We start from the raw sequence: 19,176 nt of genomic DNA, 5'->3' as shown, positions 1-19,176 counted from the left end.
CCTTTCTGACACACGCTTTGGATTCTAAAAATAAACATTTATTGGTAATTGCAGGCCCTACTGCTGTGGGCAAAACTGAAATCTGTCTCAAACTCGCTAAAATATTTCAAACCGAAATAATTTCTTCGGATAGTAGGCAGTTTTACAGAGAAACTGAAATCGGTACCGCCAAGCCTACCGTCAATGAAATGGCAGAGGTCAAACATCATTTTGTCAATTCACTTTCAATTTTTGATATGTATGATGTCCGAAAATTTGAAATAGAAACACTAGAGTTGTTGGAAAAGCTTTTTGCCAAACACGATTTGGTAATCCTGACAGGAGGTTCAGGATTATACATTGATGCCATTTGTTTTGGATTTGATGAAATCCCGAATGTAGACCCTTCCATTAGGGAGCAATTGATTTTGGATCATAAAGAGAAAGGAATCCAAAATTTACAATCAAGGCTCAAAAACCTTGATCCTGTATACTTTGAAGAGGTCGATATTCATAATCCCCAAAGGCTGATGAGGGCTTTGGAAGTCTGTATAGGTACAGGTAAGCTTTACAGTTCATTCAGAAAAAAGAAAAAAAATACCAGATTTTTCAATTGTATTTTGGTAGGACTCGAAAGAGACCGAGAAGACCTCTATGAAAGAATTGACAGGAGGATGGACTCCATGATCACAGAGGGGATTTTTGAAGAAGCCGAAAAATTATTTACCCACAGACATCTGAATGCACTTCAAACTGTGGGATATTCTGAGATATTTGGATATTTAGAAGGAAAATACGACAGGGAAGAGGCTGTAAGGTTACTCAAAAGAAATTCTCGGAGGTATGCCAAGAGACAAATGACTTGGTTCAAAAAATACAGTGAAATGAAATGGTTTCATCCTTCAGATCTTCAAGGGATACTGGCTTTGGTTGCAAATACCAAAGAATAAGAAAACCGGTTTAGGGCTTTTGGAAATCAAGAAGACCATTAATTGAGAATTTTAAAATTATACAATCATCCAAGCTGTTTATGCCCCATTCCTTTTGCCACAAAGCTATAGGGTTTTTGGACAATTAGTTTGTTGTATTGGGAAACGGTGATTTTCAATGATTGGTAGATAGGCTTGATTTCCTTTTGAAACGTGGGTTCTGTCTTTGAAGTAAGGTTTGATTTTACCTTTTGGTATTCTGAATCAATCAAACGTAGAGATTCTTTGCTGAGGTTGGCATTGTTTTTTGTCAAAGAACCTGACTTTTCCAAACCATCAAAAAAAGCCTGTTGGAGTTGCAAGATGGATTTTTTCTTGGCTAAAATAGATTGGTTGACCACAAGCCAAAACAATCCTGAAAAACCGGCAAGCATAATTATGATAGGTAGATACCCCATGGTAATTTTAAATACTTAATATTTCGATTAATTTCAAATGGTCGGGATTTAAGGCTTTGCTTTTCCCGATACAATCAGCAAATGGGGTATAGACGACTAGACCGTTCATGACACCTGCCATGCAATTGGATTCTCCTGCAATCAAGCCATCTACTGCAGCCATACCACACCTTGAAGCCAATACCCTATCCCGGGCTGTAGGACGCCCACCTCTTTGGATATGTCCCAATGTGGTGACTTTAAATTCCTTTTCGGGGTCATTGACTTTTTCGCGGACTTTCTGCATTATTTCTTCTGCACCGCCTTCAACATCACCTTCAGCTACGACAATGATACTTGAAGACTTGGATTTTCGGAGATTTTTCAGAGATTTTACCACTGCTTTAAGGTTAGTGGAAGTTTCAGGAACCATTACAAATTCCGCTCCTCCTCCAATACCACATTCCACGGCGATGTAGCCACTGTCTCTTCCCATTACTTCTATGAAGAAAATCCTATCATGAGCCGCTGCGGTATCTCTGATTTTGTCTATGGCATCCAAAGCAGTATTGACCGCGGTATCAAATCCTATGGTATAATCAGTACCGTAAATGTCATTGTCGATAGTCCCGGGACAACCTATGACGGGAATTCCATATTCTTCAAAAAAAATCTTTGCTCCGGTAAAGGTACCATCTCCCCCAATCGCTACCAAACCTTCTATGCCGTTTGCTTTCAGCTGTTGATATGCTTTTGATCTACCTTCCTTGGTCCTGAATTCTTCACTTCTTGCGGATTTTAAGATGGTTCCTCCGCGCTGTATAATATTGCTTACCGAATGGGATTGCATCCTTTTAATGTTACCATTGATCATTCCATCATAGCCGTATGAAATTCCAAATACTTCCAAATCTCTAAAAATCGCTGTTCTGACAACAGCCCTGATGCAGGCATTCATACCCGGGGCATCACCTCCCGATGTGTATACTGCTATTTTTTTCATGTTTAATAGGTTTTCCAAAAGCCAAAATTACTCATATTTGGATGTCATGGTAATACAATCCGAAAATCTTTTGATTTGTTTTAGATTATCTTACAAATAGGGATTTCCTATTCTGACATGAATTAAAAATTCAAAAACCTTGATTTTGTTTTCTTACTTTTTGGGCATTATTCTCTTTTATTTAAAAAATAAGCCGGCATCCTTTTCATTGATTTTGCCAGGATGCCGGTTTGAGGTCATGCGGAGGTCACTTTTTCTCCCAAAAGTAATACCTCTTCAGCTACTACCTCAGTGATGTATTTTTTTGTACCGTCTTTATCTTCATAAGTACGGTTAGAAAGCTTGCCTTCAATCGCGATTTCAGAACCTTTATCAGTGTACTTCTCTACTATTTCTGCGGTTTTTCCCCATGCGACGATATTATGCCAAGTGGTTTCTTCCACTTTTTCACCTTTCGCATTTTTGAAAACATCCTTGGTGGCAATGCTGAAAGTTGCTTTTGCTTTTCCTGAATCAAAATGTTTTGTTTCTGCTTTGGCACCCAATCTTCCGATCAATTGTACCTTGTTTCTCATGTTGCTCATATTTTTTTGTTTTGGTTAAATGAAAACTGCCTGTTTATCAAGCAATAGTTCAAATTTCCGTAATAAGCTTTCTGTTAGTCGGTAGTTTGTCGTTTCTAATCGATTATAAACGTTTGTGAAACGGCTTTGAACATCAACATCTCTGAATTTCTGCCTCTTGGATTTAAAATTTTTGTTCTGTTCTTATTTTGCCTTTAGATTTTATTAGCTTGCTTTTCGAATCAATTCATTTAAAAACCACCCCAAAATGAAAAAATCCATACTATTTGTCTATGTTTTTGTTCTGTTTGCATTCCCTATCAATGCACAGGAAAAACCGGCTGAAAAACCCATACCTGAAGGTGAGGTATTCACTTCTACCCAAACTGTCAAAATCAACGGTACCACCCACAGCCTCAAAACAAGGGCAGGCACACTTCAGCTTAGAGATGAAAACAATGAACCAATTGCCTTGCATGGCTTCACAGCTTATTTCAAAGAAGATGGACCATCTAAGAGACCGATTATTTTTTCATTTAACGGTGGCCCAGGTTCCTCTTCCTATTGGCTGCACATGGGTGTGATGGGCCCAAAAAGAATCGTTGTCAACGATCCGGGATATACCCCGGCTGCACCTTATGAATTGGTCAACAATGATTATTCCATTCTCGATGTAGCTGATGTGGTGATGATGGATCCTATTGGAACAGGGTTGAGCATGCCGATCGGAAAGGCGGAGGGAAAGGATTTTTGGGGGGTGGATCAAGATATCAGATCTACTAGTTTGTTCATCATGCAGTTTTTGAAAGAATATGACCGGATGCAATCACCAAAGTATTTGTTGGGTGAAAGCTATGGAACATTCAGAAATGCCGGAGTCATGAGTTATTTATTGGACAAAGGATATGCCCTCAATGGTGTGGTCATGGTTTCTTCGGTATTTGATATCAGGTCATTGGCTTTTCCTGTCCAAGAAAGTACTTCCTACCTTATTCATTTCCCATCCTATGCTGCTACTGCTTGGTATCATGACAAGATTCCCAACAAAAACCCCAACTTGGAAGCTTTTGTCGATGAAGTGAGAAAATTTACCGAACAGGATTATTTGCCGGCTTTGTTTAAAGGAGGAAGACTCAGTCCTGCAGATAAAAACAGTGTGGCCGAAAAAATGGAAAATTATACAGGAATATCAAAGGATATTTGGAATAGAAATAACCTAAGGATGACAGCCAGTGAATTTTTCAATGAATTGCTCAGAGAAGAGGGCATGACAGTCGGCCGATTGGATTCCAGATTCAAAGGCATCAATCCTATGCCTCAAAATCAATATGCTATTACGGATCCTCAAAGCGATGCCATTTCGCCTGCCTATACCACAGGATTCTTGGATTACTTGCACAGAGATTTGGGTGTAAGCAAAAAACTGACCTACAAAACTTCCGCCTATGCTTCACCTGGATTTAAATGGGATTGGTCACACCGAGGGAATGAAGGTTGGGGCAGTATGATTTCAGTGAATACGGCCATCGATATGGCGGATGCCATGAACAAAGACCCAAATGTAAAAGTGCTGCTTATGAACGGCTACTACGATTTGGCTACTGTGTTTTATGGAGTGGAACACACCATTGACCAAATGAACCTGAGACCTGAAATCAGAAAAAACATCATCATGACGTATTATGAGGGAGGTCATATGTTCTATACCCACATGCCATCGCTCCAAAAATTCAAGAAAGATTTGGCGGACTTTATCAAGGATACGACTCATTGATTTGGGATTTTGATTTTTGATTAAAAGGAGGGCGAGAGATCGCTCTCTTTTTGTTTGTTATGTTTGTAAGGTCAAAATTAAACCCAAGGAATTTTAACATTTAATGATGAAAAATTTTCTTCTTTTGAGTTTATATTTTGATTATTTTTTTTGTTAACTAGCTGACTATAAACCTTTTTAACCATGTCCCTACAAACCACCACCGAAACTGAATTGGTTGACCAATCAGCAAAACCTTCAGTCCTTATTGACCGGATTGACATTATTGACATCATCAGGGGAGTTGCACTTTTGGGAATTCTGATTTTGAACATACCCTATTTTGCCATGGCGGAGTACTTTGATGAAGCTTGGGTGCAGGATACTTCCAATACCAACTTTTGGGTAAATGCTGTCAATACAGTGTTTTTTGAAGGAAAGATGCGTGCGCTTTTTTCAATGGTTTTTGGGGCCGGAATCATACTTTTTACCTCCAACAAAGAAAAAGCAGGGAAATCTGCCACCTGGCTTTTTTACAAAAGGATGATCTGGTTGACCATATTCGGATTGATCCATGCGCATATTCTACTGTGGATCGGAGATATCCTTTATTTCTATGGAGTAATTGGGATGCTGGCTTTTTTGTTTAGGAAAATGAAACCCAAATACCTTGCCTTGGGTGTTCCGATTGTGGCGATTATCGGTTTTGTTGCCAATACCCTATTTATGCAAAATATCAGGGGAACATACCTGGAATACAAAGAAGTGAAAACACTGCAGGACCAGGGAATTGCACTCAGCCCAACTCAGGATTCCATCGTCATGGAATGGACAGAAATCCAGAAAGAGTTTATCCCAAACAAGGAAGAGGCGGCCGAACATACCGCTTTGATGAAAGGAAGCTACCCAGAGGTCGCGAGCTACATCAGGCCAAAATCCTGGGATGGTCAGTTCAAATACCTGATTTTTAGTATTTGGGACATGTTGGCGTTGATGATGCTGGGCATAGCGCTTTATAAATGGGGTTTTCTGACACTCAAATGGACCAAAGCGCAATACAAAAAGACTGTTTTGATTGGTTATGGAATCGGTCTTCCTTTGGTAATTTTCGCCTTTGTTTACAATACAATCCATTTTCCGAATGTCGAGTCGGGATTAAAACACATTGAGGAGCATGCGGTTAATTGGGTTTCTTTAATTTACGATTTTCAACGGATCGCTATTATGATGGCTCATGTTGCTTTGGTGATGTTGATCTATCAGGCCGGTTATCTAACGAGGTTGATGAATGGGCTGAGGGCAGTGGGTCAGATGGCATTTACCAATTATATCATGCATACTGTGATTTGTAGCTTGGTGTTTTTCGGATATGGATTGAACCAATATGCCGAATGGGAATATTACCAACTCTATTATTTGGTCATTGGAATCTGGATTTTTCAATTGATCGTCAGCCCAATATGGTTAAAATATTTTCTTTTCGGACCCTTGGAATGGCTATGGAGGTGCCTCACTTATAGCAGGATTCAGCCTTTTGTAAGAAAATAGACAGCCCAAAAATAGCGCTGTATCCCAAATATCATTTTCCTATATTTGCGCACTATTCTCCAGCAGCTATGAATAAATCAATCCAAACCATTTTAATTATCCTCACAGGAATGAGTATCGCATGTTCCCCGGAAAAACCGGAATCAACTTTACCTGATGTAGCACCGCCTTTGGCTACAGTCAAACCGTTTGAAATCACAGCCAAACACGGACACAAAAGAGTAGACAATTATTATTGGCTCAATGACCGTGAAAACCCTGAAGTCATAGATTACCTGAATGCTGAAAATGCCTATATCGACACCATGATGGCGCACACCAAAGGTTTTCAGGATCAGTTGTTCAATGAATTGCGCGCAAGGATCAAAGAGGACGATTCGTCTGTTCCGTACAAGCTGGATGATTATTATTACTATACCCGCTATGTGGAAGGGGGAGAATATCCGATTTATGCAAGGAAAAAAGGCTCTCTCGAAGGTGCTGAAGAAATCATCATGGATGGCAATGAATTGGGAAAAGGAAAATCTTTCCTCAACTTTTTTTCTTCAGTAAGCCCTGACCATAACCTCGCCGCCATCATCATGGATACGGTGGGTAGAAATTTCTACACCGTGATGATCAAAGACCTCCGTACCGGAGAAATACTTCCTGACAAAATCGAAAACATCAGAAGTTCGGCAGTCTGGACCAATGATAACAAATCCTTTTTCTACTCTATTCCTGATCCGGTTACGCTGAGAAATTTTCAGGTGAAGCGGCATATCCTTGGTCAAGACTCCTCCAAAGATGAGGTAGTGTTTGAGGAAAAAGACCAGACTTTGAGTTGCGGCGTCGGAATCACCAAATCCAAGAAATACATCATTATCGGTTCAGGCCGTACGGATGCCTCTTATTCCCTCTTCATGGATGCAGATAATCCCGGCAAGCCAAAGCTTATCGCTCCGGTGCAGGACAATGTACAATACAGCGTGGACCATGCTATTGGCGATAAATTCAACATCTACACCAACTTGAATGCAGTCAATTACCGATTAGCAGAAGCACCTGTTGCAGATCCAGCCGTCGCCAATTGGAAAGATTTGATCCCACATAGGGCAGATGTTTTCTTAGAAGGCGTGGAATATTTCAAGGATTATTACGCTGTCCAGGAGACCTTAGAGGGCCTTGCCAATATCCGCATCATCAAGTGGGCTGACAATTCGGAACATCAGATGGTATTTGAAGAGCCTGCTTATTCTGCAGGGATCGGTTATAATCCTGAGTTTGAAACTAAGACTTTGCGGTATTCCTATACTTCAATGACCACGCCAAATTCCACTTACGACTATGACATGGAAACCAAGGGAAAAAATCTGATGAAAGAGCAGCCTGTCTTGGGGGATTTTAACAAAGCAAATTACAAGACTGAAAGGATCATGGTTCCTTCCCGTGACGGAAAGCGGATCCCGTTGTCCATTGTTTATAGAATAGATCAATTCAAGAAAGACGGGACCTCTCCAGGATGGATTTATGGTTATGGCTCTTATGGAGCTTCCATGGATGCTTACTTCAGCAGTTCAAGATTGAGTCTGTTGGACAGGGGTTTTGTCTATGCCATTGCGCATGTCCGAGGCGGTCAGGAAATGGGTGGAGATTGGTATGAGGATGGCAAGATGATGAATAAGAAGAATACCTTCAATGACTTCATCGATTGTTCCAAATGGCTTCAGGATAACCAATATGTGGCCAAAGACAAACTCTTTGCCTCGGGTGGAAGTGCAGGAGGATTGCTTATGGGAGCGATCGCCAACATGGCACCTGAGCTTTACCGTGGTATCATTGCCCAAGTAGCTTTTGTCGATGTCATCACTACCATGATGGATGAGACTATTCCATTGACCACTTTTGAGTGGCAGGAGTGGGGAAATCCAAACATTCAGGAGCAATACGAATATATGCTTTCCTATTCTCCTTATGATAATGTGGAGGCAAAGGATTATCCAAATATCTTAGCCACTACCGGTCTTCATGATTCACAGGTACAATATTGGGAACCTGCAAAATGGGTAGCTCTACTCCGAACCAAAAAAACTGACAAGAACCGACTTTTCCTCAAAACCAATATGGATGCGGGACATGGGGGTGCGAGCGGAAGGTTTGAAAGCCTAAAAGAGTTGGCTTTGGAGTATGCTTTTGTGTTTGATATTCTTGGGATTACAAAATGAAATAAGCTCAATCAGAGCGAAATACATAGAAATACGCCTTCGGCGAAATAGTTGTAGCATCAATCCTTTTTATGGGGATTGATGCTTTTTTATTTCAATTTTTTTCTACCTTATTTTAAATTTTAATCCTAGTCAGTCTCATGTCTTAAGTCTTAAATCTCATATCTACAAAAATGTTCCAAAACCAAGTCATCTGGATAACAGGAGCTTCCTCAGGATTGGGGAAGTACATGGCCTTTGAATTTGCAAAGCAGGGGGCAAAACTAGCCCTAAGCGCAAGAAGGGTTGATAAGCTTGAAGAAGTTCTGAATCAAGTAAAGGCATTAGGAGCCGAAGGTTTTTTGGTTCCCTGTGACGTACTTGAGGAATCTGAAATCGAAAAAGCTGTTCAGGAGGTCATCCACCATTATGGGCGTCTGGATGTGGCTGTTGCCAATGCAGGGTTTGGTGTTTTTGGCAAGATTGAAGACTTGTCTGCAAAAGAATGGCGGAGGCAGATGGATGGCAACGTCACGGGACTGGCGATGACAGCCAAGTCTGCGATTCCTCATTTGAAAGCAAGTAAAGGAAGGTTGGTGCTTATTGGGAGTGTGGCCGCTTATGTACCCAATCCCAAAACCGGTGCCTATGGTGCATCTAAAGCTGCCGTCCGTTCTATCGGACAGACTTTGCAGTTGGAATTGAAAGGCACGGGTGTAAGCTGTACGGTAATCCATCCGGGATTTGTAGATTCCGATATCACGAGGGTGGACAATGCCGGTGTGTTTCATCCTGAAATTAATGACCCAAGACCGAAAAATCTCATGTGGCCAACGGACAAAGCCGCGAAGGTTATGGTCAATGCAATATTAAAGAGGAGAAAATCCTTTGTCTTTACCGGACATGGCAAATTTATCGCTTTTATCGGTCAGCATTTTCCAAAATTGGGCGAGTGGATGATTGGGAAAATGGGGAATTAAGAAAACTGCATTAAATATTATTCACAATAATCCTGTAAATTGAGGTCATCAAACCTGTCTCATATGAAATACTTTATTATTATTTTTTTAAGTTGTATAGCGGTTTTTACTTTTTCGTGCCAATCTTCAGAAGAGACCATTAATCCAAAAAGAGAAAGTATCTCGGAATCAGTCTACGCCTCCGGTCTCATCAAAGCTAAAAACCAATACCAAGCTTTCGCCAATGCAAACGGAATTGTTCAGGAGATCTTTGTCAGTGAAGGTGACTCCGTAAAAATTGGAAGCCCGATTTTGGTCATTTACAATGAAACTGCCAGGCTGAATAGGGAAAATGCCGAACTGACACGGGCATTTGCAGACCGAAAAGCGAATCAATCCCGGCTACGAGAATTGGAAAACAACATTGAAAATGCCGAAAATAAATGGCGGAACGATTCCCTGCTTTATGAAAGGCAAAGAAGGTTGAAAGAACAGGGAGTGGGATCCGCTGTTGATTTGGAACAAAGACAACTGGCCTTCGAAAATTCACGAAATGCCTACCAAAGTGCCAAGCTGATCTATCAGGATGTCAAAAGGGAAATAGAATACAACGAAAAAAGCGCTGCCAAAAACCTCTCTATCTCCAAAGCCCTGGAAAGTGACCTTGTCCTGAAAAGTGAGGTAAACGGAAGGGTTTATGATTTGCTCAAAGAAAAGGGTGAAATGGTCAATGCGCAGACCCCCTTGGCTGTGTTGGGAAGTGCTGATGAGTTTGTTTTGGAAATGCAGGTGGATGAATACGATATCGTCAAAGTCAAACATGGTCAAAAAATAATTGTGACCATGGATAGCTACAGAGGAGAGACATTCGAGGCGGTAGTGTCCAAAATCAATCCTTTGATGAATGAATCTTCGAAGAGTTTTTTGGTGGAAGGGGTTTTTGTAAATGCACCTCCTGTTTTGTATCCCAATCTCACCCTTGAAGCTAATATTGTGATAGAAGTAAAGGAAGACGCGCTGATTTTGCCAAGGTCTTTTATCCTGAATGATGCTTTTGTGATCAATGCTGCAGGTGATACCTTACCGGTCAAATTGGGACTCAAAGATCTACAAAAAGCAGAAATACTGGAAGGGATAGATGAGACAACCTCAGTAATCAAACCTGTCAAATGAAAGTTTCCCTCATCATAGAAATAGCCAAGGCGCTGATGCTTGCCCGGTTCAAACAAACCATGATTGCCGCCATCGGGGTGGTTTTTAGCATTACGATGTTTGTGGCTTTGCTGGGATTTATGAATGGCTTGAACAAACTCTTGGATGGCTTAATCCTCAACAGGACTCCGCACATCCGATTTTACAACGAAATCAAACCATCGGTCAACCAGCCAATCGACCTTGCCGATGAATTCAGCAATTTTTACAATATCATCAGGTCGGTCAAACCCGCTGCCAGCCGCTTAAGCATTTATAACAATGAGGCCATTATCAGGACACTTGAAGAGGATCCAAGGGTTTTGGGTGTGGCACCAAAGTTATCCGCACAGGTTTTTTACAATGTCGGAACCATTGATATCACCGGTGTCATCAACGGCATAGATGTCGAAGCTGAAAGCAAACTTTTTGCCTTCACAGATTATGTGACAGCAGGAAATTATATAGACCTTAAAAATACATCCAACAGCATCATTTTGGGAAAAGGGGCAGCGGACCGGATGATGGCCGAAATAGGAGATGTCATTCAAGCGACTACTTCACAGGGCAACAGGGTTCAATTGAAGGTGGTGGGTTATTACCAGTCTGGCTTGGGAGATTTGGACAATGTCCAATCTTATGCCTCCATAGGCACCGTCCAGAAAATGCTTGGAGAAACCGCTTCCTACGTGACTGATATCCAAGTCAAATTGAAGGATTTTAACCTTGCTCCCGAAATGGCAAGAGACTACCGAGATATCTTTGGGATAGATGCGGATGACATTCAAACAGTCAATGCACAGTTTGAAACAGGAACAAATATCAGAACTTTGATCAGCTATGCCGTGGGGATTACGTTGCTGATTGTTTCAGGATTTGGGATTTACAATATCCTGAACATGATGATTTATGAAAAAATGGATACCATCGCCATCCTGAAGGCCATTGGCTTTTCGGGTAGGGATGTGAATAATATTTTCATCACCATCGCCTTGACCATCGGTTTTGTTGGAGGATCCATTGGATTGATACTCGGCTTTATGGCAGGATTAGGGATTGAGCGGATACCTTTTGAAACTGAGGCCCTTCCCACCGTCAAGACCTTTCCGGTAGATTTTAACCCGAAGTATTATATCATCGCGGCGATATTCAGTATTGTGACGACGTATTTTGCCGGATATTTCCCTGCCCGCAAGGCGAGTGGGGTCGATCCGGTTGAGATAATTAGGGGAAAATGAGGGGAGGTGGGAAGAGTAAATTCTGAATTAATAATGAAGAATGGAAAAGAGGCGAGAAACGAGAAAAGTTGGCAGTCGCAGTCAGCAATAACAGCGTTAAGTCAAGAAAGAGCCTACACTAGTCATTTCGAAGGAGGTACGACTGAGAAATCTTTTAATAAATAAAAGAAATGTAAAATAGACCTCTCCTTCGTCGAGGTGACAAGGTAAAGTCTTTGTTGATAAGAATCATTTTCATTTAGATTGTCCGCTTCTCGACCCGATAACCCGACAACGCGAAGCAGACAACAATTAGAACCACTACAACAATTATAACGACTACAACCATTACAACAACTACAACCACTACCATGCAGGAAAAACCTGTCCTAGAAGCACAAAAAGTTAACAAATACTTTTTCAGCCCTGATAAAACCCAGGTGCTCAAGGAGGTAACTTTTAAGGTGACCAGGGGAGAATTCGTGTCCATCATGGGAAAATCAGGCTGTGGCAAATCAACCCTCCTTTATATCCTCAGTACCATGGATACAGATTATGAAGGTAAATTATTGATTGACGGAGAGGTGATCAGTGGGAAAAGCCCAAGCTTCCTTTCCAAAATCCGGAATGAAAAAATCGGATTTGTTTTTCAGTTTCATTATCTGCTCAATGAATTTTCGGTTTTGGAAAATGTCATGATTCCCGGCCTCAAACTCAACAAAAAATCCCGGCCCGAACTCGAACATATCGCCATGGAAAAACTCAAAATCTTTGACATGCAGGACCATGCTTTGAAAAAAGCCAACCAACTTTCCGGAGGACAAAAGCAAAGAGTCGCCATCGCACGATCCCTGATGAATGATCCTCTCATTATCATGGGTGATGAACCCACAGGAAATCTTGATAAGAAAAATTCGGATATTGTATTTAATATTTTTAAAGAATTGGCGCAAGAATTCAAACAGACCATGCTCATTGTCACCCACGATCCTGAGTTTGCAGCCGGAACAGACAGGATCATTGAAATGGAGGACGGCTATATCATAAAACAATAAAATTGCTTTTTTAAACCTTTTAACGCCTGTTTTGTCTAAATTTCAGTTTCATTTTTATCAAAATCTATCTCCATATCCTATGAAAAATTTTCTCTTTTTGATTCTTTTTTTTGCAATCTATTCATGCCAAGAAAAAGAATCTCCCGATCCCAATCCATCTTCATTGTATTTTCCTCCTTTGTCCGGTAATACCTGGGAGACCACCACACCCGCTTCCCTCAATTGGGACTTGGAAAAATTGGAAGACCTCAAGGAGTTATTGGAAAACAACAGCTCCCGTGCTTTCATCATTCTCAAAGACGGGAAGATCGTCGTAGAAGAATATTTCGGAACCAAAATCAGTGGTGGACAGCCTTTTGACCAAAGTTCTCTGTGGTATTGGGCATCTGCAGGGAAGACCCTCACTGCAACCTTGACTGGGATAGCCCAAGAAGAAGGTAAGCTGGATATCCAAAAACCAAGTTCTGATTATATGGGGAAGGGTTGGACTTCACTTACCACGCTACAAGAAGATAAAATCACGGTTTGGCACCATCTCACCATGACCACAGGTCTAGATGATGGAGTGGCAAATAAGGATGATTTTTCGAAGGAAAGTTTGGTTTTCAAAGCTTATCCCGGAACCCATTGGGCATATCATAATGCTCCATATACTTTATTGGACAAGGTGATAGAAGGGGCAACCGACAAATCTTTCAGCCAATATTTCAATGAAAAACTAGCTTCCAAAATCGGAATTAACGGAACTTGGCAGCGGGTTGATTTCAATAATGTTTTTTTTAGTGATGCCAGGTCCATGGCTAGATTCGGGCTTTTGTTTTTGGCAAAAGGTGACTGGGATGGACAAAGCATCATTAATGATAAAAATTACCTGGACGACATGATCAATACTTCCCAAAGCCTCAACGAAAGCTACGGATATCTTTGGTGGCTCAATGGTAAGGGAAGTTATATGCCGCCTGGAGTTCAGATCAAAGTTCCCGGTTCCTATGCCCCGAATGGTCCTGATGATATGTATTGCGGTTTGGGAAAAAACGGACAGTATGTTTGTGTGGTACCTTCCCAAAATCTTGTCTTGGTAAGGATGGGCGAAAGCCCGGATCAGGCTTTGGTTCCTTATGCTTTTTTGGATGATATCTGGGCAATCCTGAGAAATATCATTCCCGCTAATTAAGGACTTCAGTCAAATGATTTGTATCTTCGGGGCGTAACCAAAATACCAGTTTTTATGAGCAAGAAGACCGAATACAGTTTGTTTCAGGATGTTTGTGGGTTTGTGGATGAGGCAGCTAAGCACATGGATATTCATCCCGGATTATTGGAGCAGATCAAAGAGTGTAACAGCATATATAAATTCCATTTCCCTATCCGAAATGATGATGGAACCTATGAAACACTCACAGGGTATAGGATACAGCATTCACATCATAAGCTTCCCTGCAAAGGTGGGATAAGATTCAGCGATCAAGTAGATGAAGAAGAAGTTAAAGGTCTTGCTTCACTCATGACTTATAAATGTGCTTTGGTAAATGTTCCCTTTGGTGGTGCCAAAGGTGGGGTAAGTATAGATCCAAAAAAATACACAGTAAACCAACTTGAAAAAATTACACGGAGGTATACTTCTGAATTGATCAAGAAAAAATTCATAGGCCCTGCCATCGATGTGCCCGCCCCTGATTACGGCACGGGAGCACGCGAAATGGCTTGGATTGTAGATACTTATGAGGCTTTCAATCCGGAGGTTATCAATGCAAAAGGCTGTGTAACCGGGAAGCCACTTTCCCAACACGGAATCGACGGCAGGACTGAAGCGACTGGTCAAGGTGTGTTTTTTGGAATCCGTGAGGCGGTGAGTGTGGAAGAAGATATGACCGCTTTGGGTCTTTCCACAGGTCTGAGGGGAAAAACCGTAATTGTACAGGGGCTTGGAAACGTGGGTTTTTATTCTGCCAAATACCTTAGCGAAGCTGGAGCAAAAGTGATTGGGATCGCTGAATGGAATGGGGGAATCTTCGATGAGAAGGGAATCAATGTTGAGGCATTGAAGAAATACCAAAATCAGACAGGAGGATTTAAAGGATACGGATCAGGAGAATTTATAGAAAAAAGCAAGGAACTGCTGACCTATCCATGCGATATCCTAATTCCCGCTGCCTTGGAAAACCAGATTACCAAAGAAAATGCGGCCAAGATCCAAGCCAAGATTATCGGAGAAGCGGCCAATGGTCCGGTTACCCAGGAAGCGGAAAGAATTTTGACCGAAAATGGAAAAATGATCATTCCTGATATGTATCTCAATGCAGGAGGGGTGACGGTTTCTTATTTTGAATGGCTAAAAAATCTTTCACGTGTGTCTTTTGGCAAACTGGAAAAAAGATATGACCAAGAAAAATACAGGAAACTTCTCGGCACTATCGAAAATGCCACTGGGGAGGAATTTACAGACGAGGAAAAAGCACAGCTGATCCAAGGAGCTTCCGAAAGGGATTTGGTTCTTTCCGGTTTGGAAGAGACAATGGTCAATGCCTACCATGCCATGAATAAAGTGAGGCAGGAAAAAAACATTAAAAGCCTTAGAACAGCCGGTTTTATATTGGCATTGGAGAGAATTTCGGTCAGCTATATGGATCTTGGAATTTTTCCTTGATTAATTTTGGTTAAAAGAAAAAGTTCGAAAGGTTGGAAGGTTTTAAGGTTGAAAAGTTAAGGTCGACCAATATGCTGGCTCTCACGCCTTGGATCTTTTGTCTCCCGTCTCAAATCTCATGTCTCAAATCTCCCATCTAAATAATGTTAACAAAAAGAATAATCCCCTGCCTGGATATCAAAGATGGCAGAACAGTCAAAGGAGTAAATTTTGTTCAGTTGCGCGATGCTGGAGACCCAGTGGAATTGGCAAAAATCTACTCAGATGAAGGTGCCGACGAACTGGTTTTTTTGGACATCACCGCTACTGTCGACAAACGCAAAACTTTGGCTGAACTGGTTACAAAAATTGCAAAAGCCATCAATATTCCCTTTACTGTAGGTGGGGGTATTTCTACCGTGGAGGATGTAAAAGTACTGCTCAATGCAGGTGCAGATAAAATCTCTATCAATTCTGCGGCAGTTCATAACCCGCAGATCATCAATGACATGGCACAGGAATTTGGCAGTCAGTGTGTCGTGGTAGCCATAGATACACGTAATGTCGATGGAATAGACTTTGTTCATACTCATGGAGGAAGGAAACCGACTTTACTCCAAACCCAAGCTTGGGCTAGGGAAGTCTGTGACCGTGGCGCAGGAGAAATCCTCCTTACTTCCATGGATCATGACGGTACCAAAGGAGGCTTTGCCAATGAGATTACGGCGGAGATTTCCTCCATGCTTTCCATTCCTGTCATCGCTTCAGGTGGTGCCGGAAACAGCGAACATTTCAAAGATGTGTTTACCTATGGCAAAGCAGATGCTGCATTGGCAGCAAGTATCTTCCACTTTAAAGAGATCCCAATCCCTGAACTCAAGACTTATTTGAGTTCAGAGGGGATATCAATTAGGAAGTAAAAACTGAAATAAGGTTGAAATATACTGGGTGAAATATTTTGAAATAAGCTTCTCCTTTCGGCCTTATTTCCATTTAAATCAACCTTATTTCCACTTTATTTCAACCATCTTTCTTTTACCTATAAATCACATTGGAATTAAAAAATGAATAACCTCAATATAGATTTTGACAAAGTAGACGGGCTTATCCCTGCCATCATTCAGGATGAAGTGACAGGTGCTGTCCTGATGCTTGGTTATATGAACCAAGAAGCTTTGGACATGACCATTTCTACCCAAAAAGTCACTTTTTATAGCAGGACTAAAGGGAGGCTTTGGACAAAAGGTGAAACATCCGGCAATTTCCTGATGCTCAAATCAATCAAATTGGACTGTGACAATGACACGCTTTTGGTCCGCGTAAATCCTGTTGGGCCTGTTTGTCACAAAGGTGATGATACCTGTTGGGCGGAGAACAACAGCAGTAAAACACTGTTTATCGACAAACTCAGGGACATCATCAAAGACCGCAAAAACAATCCAATTGAAAAATCCTACACCGCATCACTCTTTGCAAAAGGCATCAACAAGATCGCCCAAAAAGTAGGGGAAGAAGCGGTTGAGATTGTCATTGAAGCCAAAGACGACAACAAAGACTTATTTTTGGGAGAAGCGGCCGATTTACTTTTCCACTACCTTATCCTCCTCGAAGCAAAAGAAATCGAACTTGACGAGGTGATGGAAGTGCTGATCAAAAGGCATAAGGGAAACTGAAATTCAAATTTGGAATTTGAATTTTTGATTTTATTAGGAGAGGTATTTATTTGGGTTTATTCTTTAGTTCAAAGGAATCTTGAAGGACAATTACTAAAAACACCAACAATCCTAATATTCCAATCGGTAAAGTGATGAAAGTGAAAAAGGGGAGAACCATCCAACCACAATTGCTTTCATTGCAGGGTTCCCCTGTTGAAAGTTCTGTAAGGTAACTTCCAAGGACTCCTATGAGATAGGGAGAAAGTGCGAAAAAAATAATTACAAAAAACCAAACTGGGAATCGGGTAATGTATTGTCGTTTTCTTTTTATGATTTTTGCCATAAAACGAGTTATACAATTTTAGCCTTAGAATTTTCAGTTTTTCTTACAGAATCCCATCTAAGGTTTTTTTTAAAATTCAAATATGCTTAGGCCAGAACAACCTATCGATTTTACCAATCCCAAGCTACAATAATCCAAACTTCACCGTCTTCATTGGGATAGCGGCTGAGTTCACGGAAGCCGACCCGGTAGTGGGCGGCAAGTGACCGGTAGTTACGCTCGGAGATTTCTGTGATGGCAAAGTCAAAATTTTTGCCGTGAACTTCATGGTATAGTTCGTAGCATTTGTCAAAAATGCCCATTCCACGATAATCCTTTGCAACAGCAACCTGACCAACAACGATGTAATTGTAATCTGAAAGTGGGGTGCCGTTTACTTCGATTTGGTCAAACTGCTCAAACATCGGGATTAACATCGAAATATCGTACCTGCTTTCGACTGTCATGCCGAGGATGTAAGCCACAACTAGGTCGCCATCTTTGGCTATGATATGCGGTGCAAATGAATTCATTTTGGCAAGGTCTTCTACGCTGTGCTCCGCAAAGACAAACCCCTGATCCAAGGATTCTAGATTTTTGATATGATTTTCTTGTTGGAGTTCAAGGATGCCGACAAATTCCTCGTAGGAATCAGCTGTTTTGAATTGGAGTGACATAGGAAAAAACCACGGACTTCTAGCTGTCAATGGTACTGTGAATTTACATCAAAAACCCATTCTCAACGGGGTATGGCTTGGGAATATTTTCATCATCAAGCATTTCCCTCAAATCGATTTCTATGCCACGGGTGATAGATGAAATAGGTACATCATTGTATGCGCCTTCAAATGGATTTTCGGAATAATCTCCAATTTTTTCCATCAGGAAAAATATCCAGATAATCATCCCGGAGAAAGGGATGGTCATCCAAATCCACAATTCATCAGATGTCAAAAAAATGTCCAACAGGCCAAAGGGAATCAATAGGCAAAATACCCAAGTCATCCACAAAGCTACAGATGCATACTGACGGGGAAGAGGGAAATTCTTGATCCGCTCTGACATACCCTGATTGTCATAGAGCCGCCCGATCAATTGGTGAAACCAGACCTGCTTGAAATCACTGATCAATCCTTTGTTTTTTATTTCATTGATGACTTCAGATTGCTTTTTCAAAATCTGCGAAGGTATATTGGATTTTGTTCTGAAATGCGCCAACTCTGATTCAGAAAGATATTCTTTCAATTCTTTGTCCAGTCCGTTGTTCAGTATTTCAGCATATGTGGGAACAAATACAATGTTTTGGGGACCGAACTTGTGTTCCCAAGACTTGGGAATTCGCATCATATACCGCAGGGAAATCACCCAAGCCAAGTGGCGGTAGATGAGACTTTTTTTCAGAATTTCTGTTTCATGGTCGGGATTTTCATTCAGAAGACTGATGACAGCAGTGGCAAAAGTCCGGCTGTCGTTGACTATTGCTCCCCAGATTTTGCGTGCCTCCCAAGTCCTGTCATAGGAGGAGTTGTTTTTGAAACCAAGGTAAAAAGAGACTGCAATACCGATAATGCTGATTGGTTGCCAAGGCAGGGTAAACTTGATTTCTGTGACCTGATAAAGAATGGTAATGATAGCGGCATAGACGAGTCCATAATAAAAAGGTTTTTTGGACCACTTGAAGGTCATCAAAAAGCTGTAATTCCTGTTTACGTACATATCGGTTAGACTTTATTTCTTTCAAAAATCAATTTATTGC

Annotated in this window: 17 protein-coding genes; 12 read left to right on the top strand and 5 right to left on the bottom strand. The window is 41.2% G+C overall.

The window, feature by feature from the left end; genetic code table 11:
- Positions 1-41: 41 nt before the first annotated feature.
- Positions 42-929 carry a tRNA (adenosine(37)-N6)-dimethylallyltransferase MiaA gene (gene miaA / locus NK987_RS04440; protein WP_258421545.1) on the top strand — a complete coding sequence of 296 codons (888 nt, stop codon included), beginning with the start codon at positions 42-44 and terminating at the stop codon, positions 927-929.
- A gap of 65 nt (positions 930-994) precedes the next feature.
- On the opposite strand, the gene NK987_RS04435 is transcribed toward miaA, so the two are convergent.
- The 3 genes from NK987_RS04435 to NK987_RS04425 form a co-directional block, all read right to left on the bottom strand.
- The gene (locus tag NK987_RS04435; protein WP_258421546.1) at positions 995-1,366 is read right to left on the bottom strand and encodes a hypothetical protein; all 372 of its coding nucleotides are present in this window, start codon (positions 1,364-1,366) and stop codon (positions 995-997) included.
- 7 nt (positions 1,367-1,373) lie between these two features.
- The gene (pfkA, locus tag NK987_RS04430) at positions 1,374-2,348 is read right to left on the bottom strand and encodes a 6-phosphofructokinase (protein WP_258421547.1); all 975 of its coding nucleotides are present in this window, start codon (positions 2,346-2,348) and stop codon (positions 1,374-1,376) included.
- A gap of 236 nt (positions 2,349-2,584) precedes the next feature.
- Positions 2,585-2,932, bottom strand: a complete 348-nt coding sequence (locus NK987_RS04425; RefSeq protein ID WP_258421548.1) for a single-stranded DNA-binding protein — start codon at positions 2,930-2,932, stop codon at positions 2,585-2,587.
- 247 nt (positions 2,933-3,179) lie between these two features.
- On the opposite strand from NK987_RS04425, the gene NK987_RS04420 reads away from it, so the two are divergent.
- From NK987_RS04420 to hisIE, 11 genes are all read left to right on the top strand, one after another.
- The gene (locus NK987_RS04420) at positions 3,180-4,685 is read left to right on the top strand and encodes a S10 family peptidase (RefSeq protein WP_259262878.1); all 1,506 of its coding nucleotides are present in this window, start codon (positions 3,180-3,182) and stop codon (positions 4,683-4,685) included.
- 183 nt (positions 4,686-4,868) lie between these two features.
- A complete protein-coding gene (locus tag NK987_RS04415) occupies positions 4,869-6,212 on the top strand; it encodes a DUF418 domain-containing protein (RefSeq protein WP_259262877.1) in 1,344 nt (447 codons plus the stop codon).
- 68 nt (positions 6,213-6,280) lie between these two features.
- On the top strand, positions 6,281-8,416 hold the full coding sequence (locus NK987_RS04410; RefSeq protein ID WP_259262876.1) for a S9 family peptidase: 2,136 nt from the start codon (positions 6,281-6,283) through the stop codon (positions 8,414-8,416).
- 173 nt (positions 8,417-8,589) lie between these two features.
- A complete protein-coding gene (locus NK987_RS04405; RefSeq protein ID WP_258421554.1) occupies positions 8,590-9,375 on the top strand; it encodes an SDR family NAD(P)-dependent oxidoreductase in 786 nt (261 codons plus the stop codon).
- A gap of 63 nt (positions 9,376-9,438) precedes the next feature.
- Positions 9,439-10,527, top strand: coding sequence for an efflux RND transporter periplasmic adaptor subunit (locus NK987_RS04400; RefSeq protein WP_258421555.1), 1,089 nt, complete (start codon positions 9,439-9,441; stop codon positions 10,525-10,527).
- Positions 10,524-11,783 (top strand): ABC transporter permease, encoded by a 1,260-nt coding sequence (locus NK987_RS04395; RefSeq protein WP_259262875.1) that lies wholly within the window; start codon positions 10,524-10,526, stop codon positions 11,781-11,783. The genes NK987_RS04400 and NK987_RS04395 overlap by 4 nt, the downstream gene beginning before the upstream one ends.
- A 350-nt stretch (positions 11,784-12,133) precedes the next feature.
- Positions 12,134-12,817 (top strand): ABC transporter ATP-binding protein, encoded by a 684-nt coding sequence (locus NK987_RS04390; RefSeq protein ID WP_259262874.1) that lies wholly within the window; start codon positions 12,134-12,136, stop codon positions 12,815-12,817.
- Between the two features lie 79 nt (positions 12,818-12,896).
- Entirely contained in the window at positions 12,897-13,991 is a 1,095-nt protein-coding gene (locus NK987_RS04385) for a serine hydrolase domain-containing protein (protein ID WP_259262873.1), read from the top strand.
- A gap of 54 nt (positions 13,992-14,045) precedes the next feature.
- Positions 14,046-15,464 (top strand): Glu/Leu/Phe/Val family dehydrogenase, encoded by a 1,419-nt coding sequence (locus tag NK987_RS04380; protein WP_259262872.1) that lies wholly within the window; start codon positions 14,046-14,048, stop codon positions 15,462-15,464.
- Positions 15,465-15,607: 143 nt separating this feature from the next.
- Positions 15,608-16,363 (top strand): imidazole glycerol phosphate synthase subunit HisF, encoded by a 756-nt coding sequence (gene hisF, locus NK987_RS04375; RefSeq protein WP_259262871.1) that lies wholly within the window; start codon positions 15,608-15,610, stop codon positions 16,361-16,363.
- Between the two features lie 144 nt (positions 16,364-16,507).
- On the top strand, positions 16,508-17,116 hold the full coding sequence (gene hisIE, locus NK987_RS04370) for a bifunctional phosphoribosyl-AMP cyclohydrolase/phosphoribosyl-ATP diphosphatase HisIE (protein WP_259262870.1): 609 nt from the start codon (positions 16,508-16,510) through the stop codon (positions 17,114-17,116).
- 435 nt (positions 17,117-17,551) lie between these two features.
- Here hisIE and NK987_RS04365 read toward each other — a convergent pair whose 3' ends face one another.
- The gene (locus tag NK987_RS04365; protein ID WP_258421563.1) at positions 17,552-18,097 is read right to left on the bottom strand and encodes a GNAT family N-acetyltransferase; all 546 of its coding nucleotides are present in this window, start codon (positions 18,095-18,097) and stop codon (positions 17,552-17,554) included.
- A gap of 43 nt (positions 18,098-18,140) precedes the next feature.
- Complete coding sequence (locus NK987_RS04360) at positions 18,141-19,136, bottom strand: bestrophin family protein (RefSeq protein WP_259262869.1); 996 nt, start codon at positions 19,134-19,136, stop codon at positions 18,141-18,143.
- Between the last annotated feature and the right edge of the window lie 40 nt (positions 19,137-19,176).

The sequence above is a fragment of the Aquiflexum gelatinilyticum genome, assembly GCF_024813435.1.
In the GTDB taxonomy this organism is placed as follows: Bacteria; Bacteroidota; Bacteroidia; order Cytophagales; family Cyclobacteriaceae; genus Cognataquiflexum; species Cognataquiflexum gelatinilyticum.
Note: the sequence above shows the minus strand (reverse complement) of the source record. Positions and strands in the feature narration are given on the sequence as shown.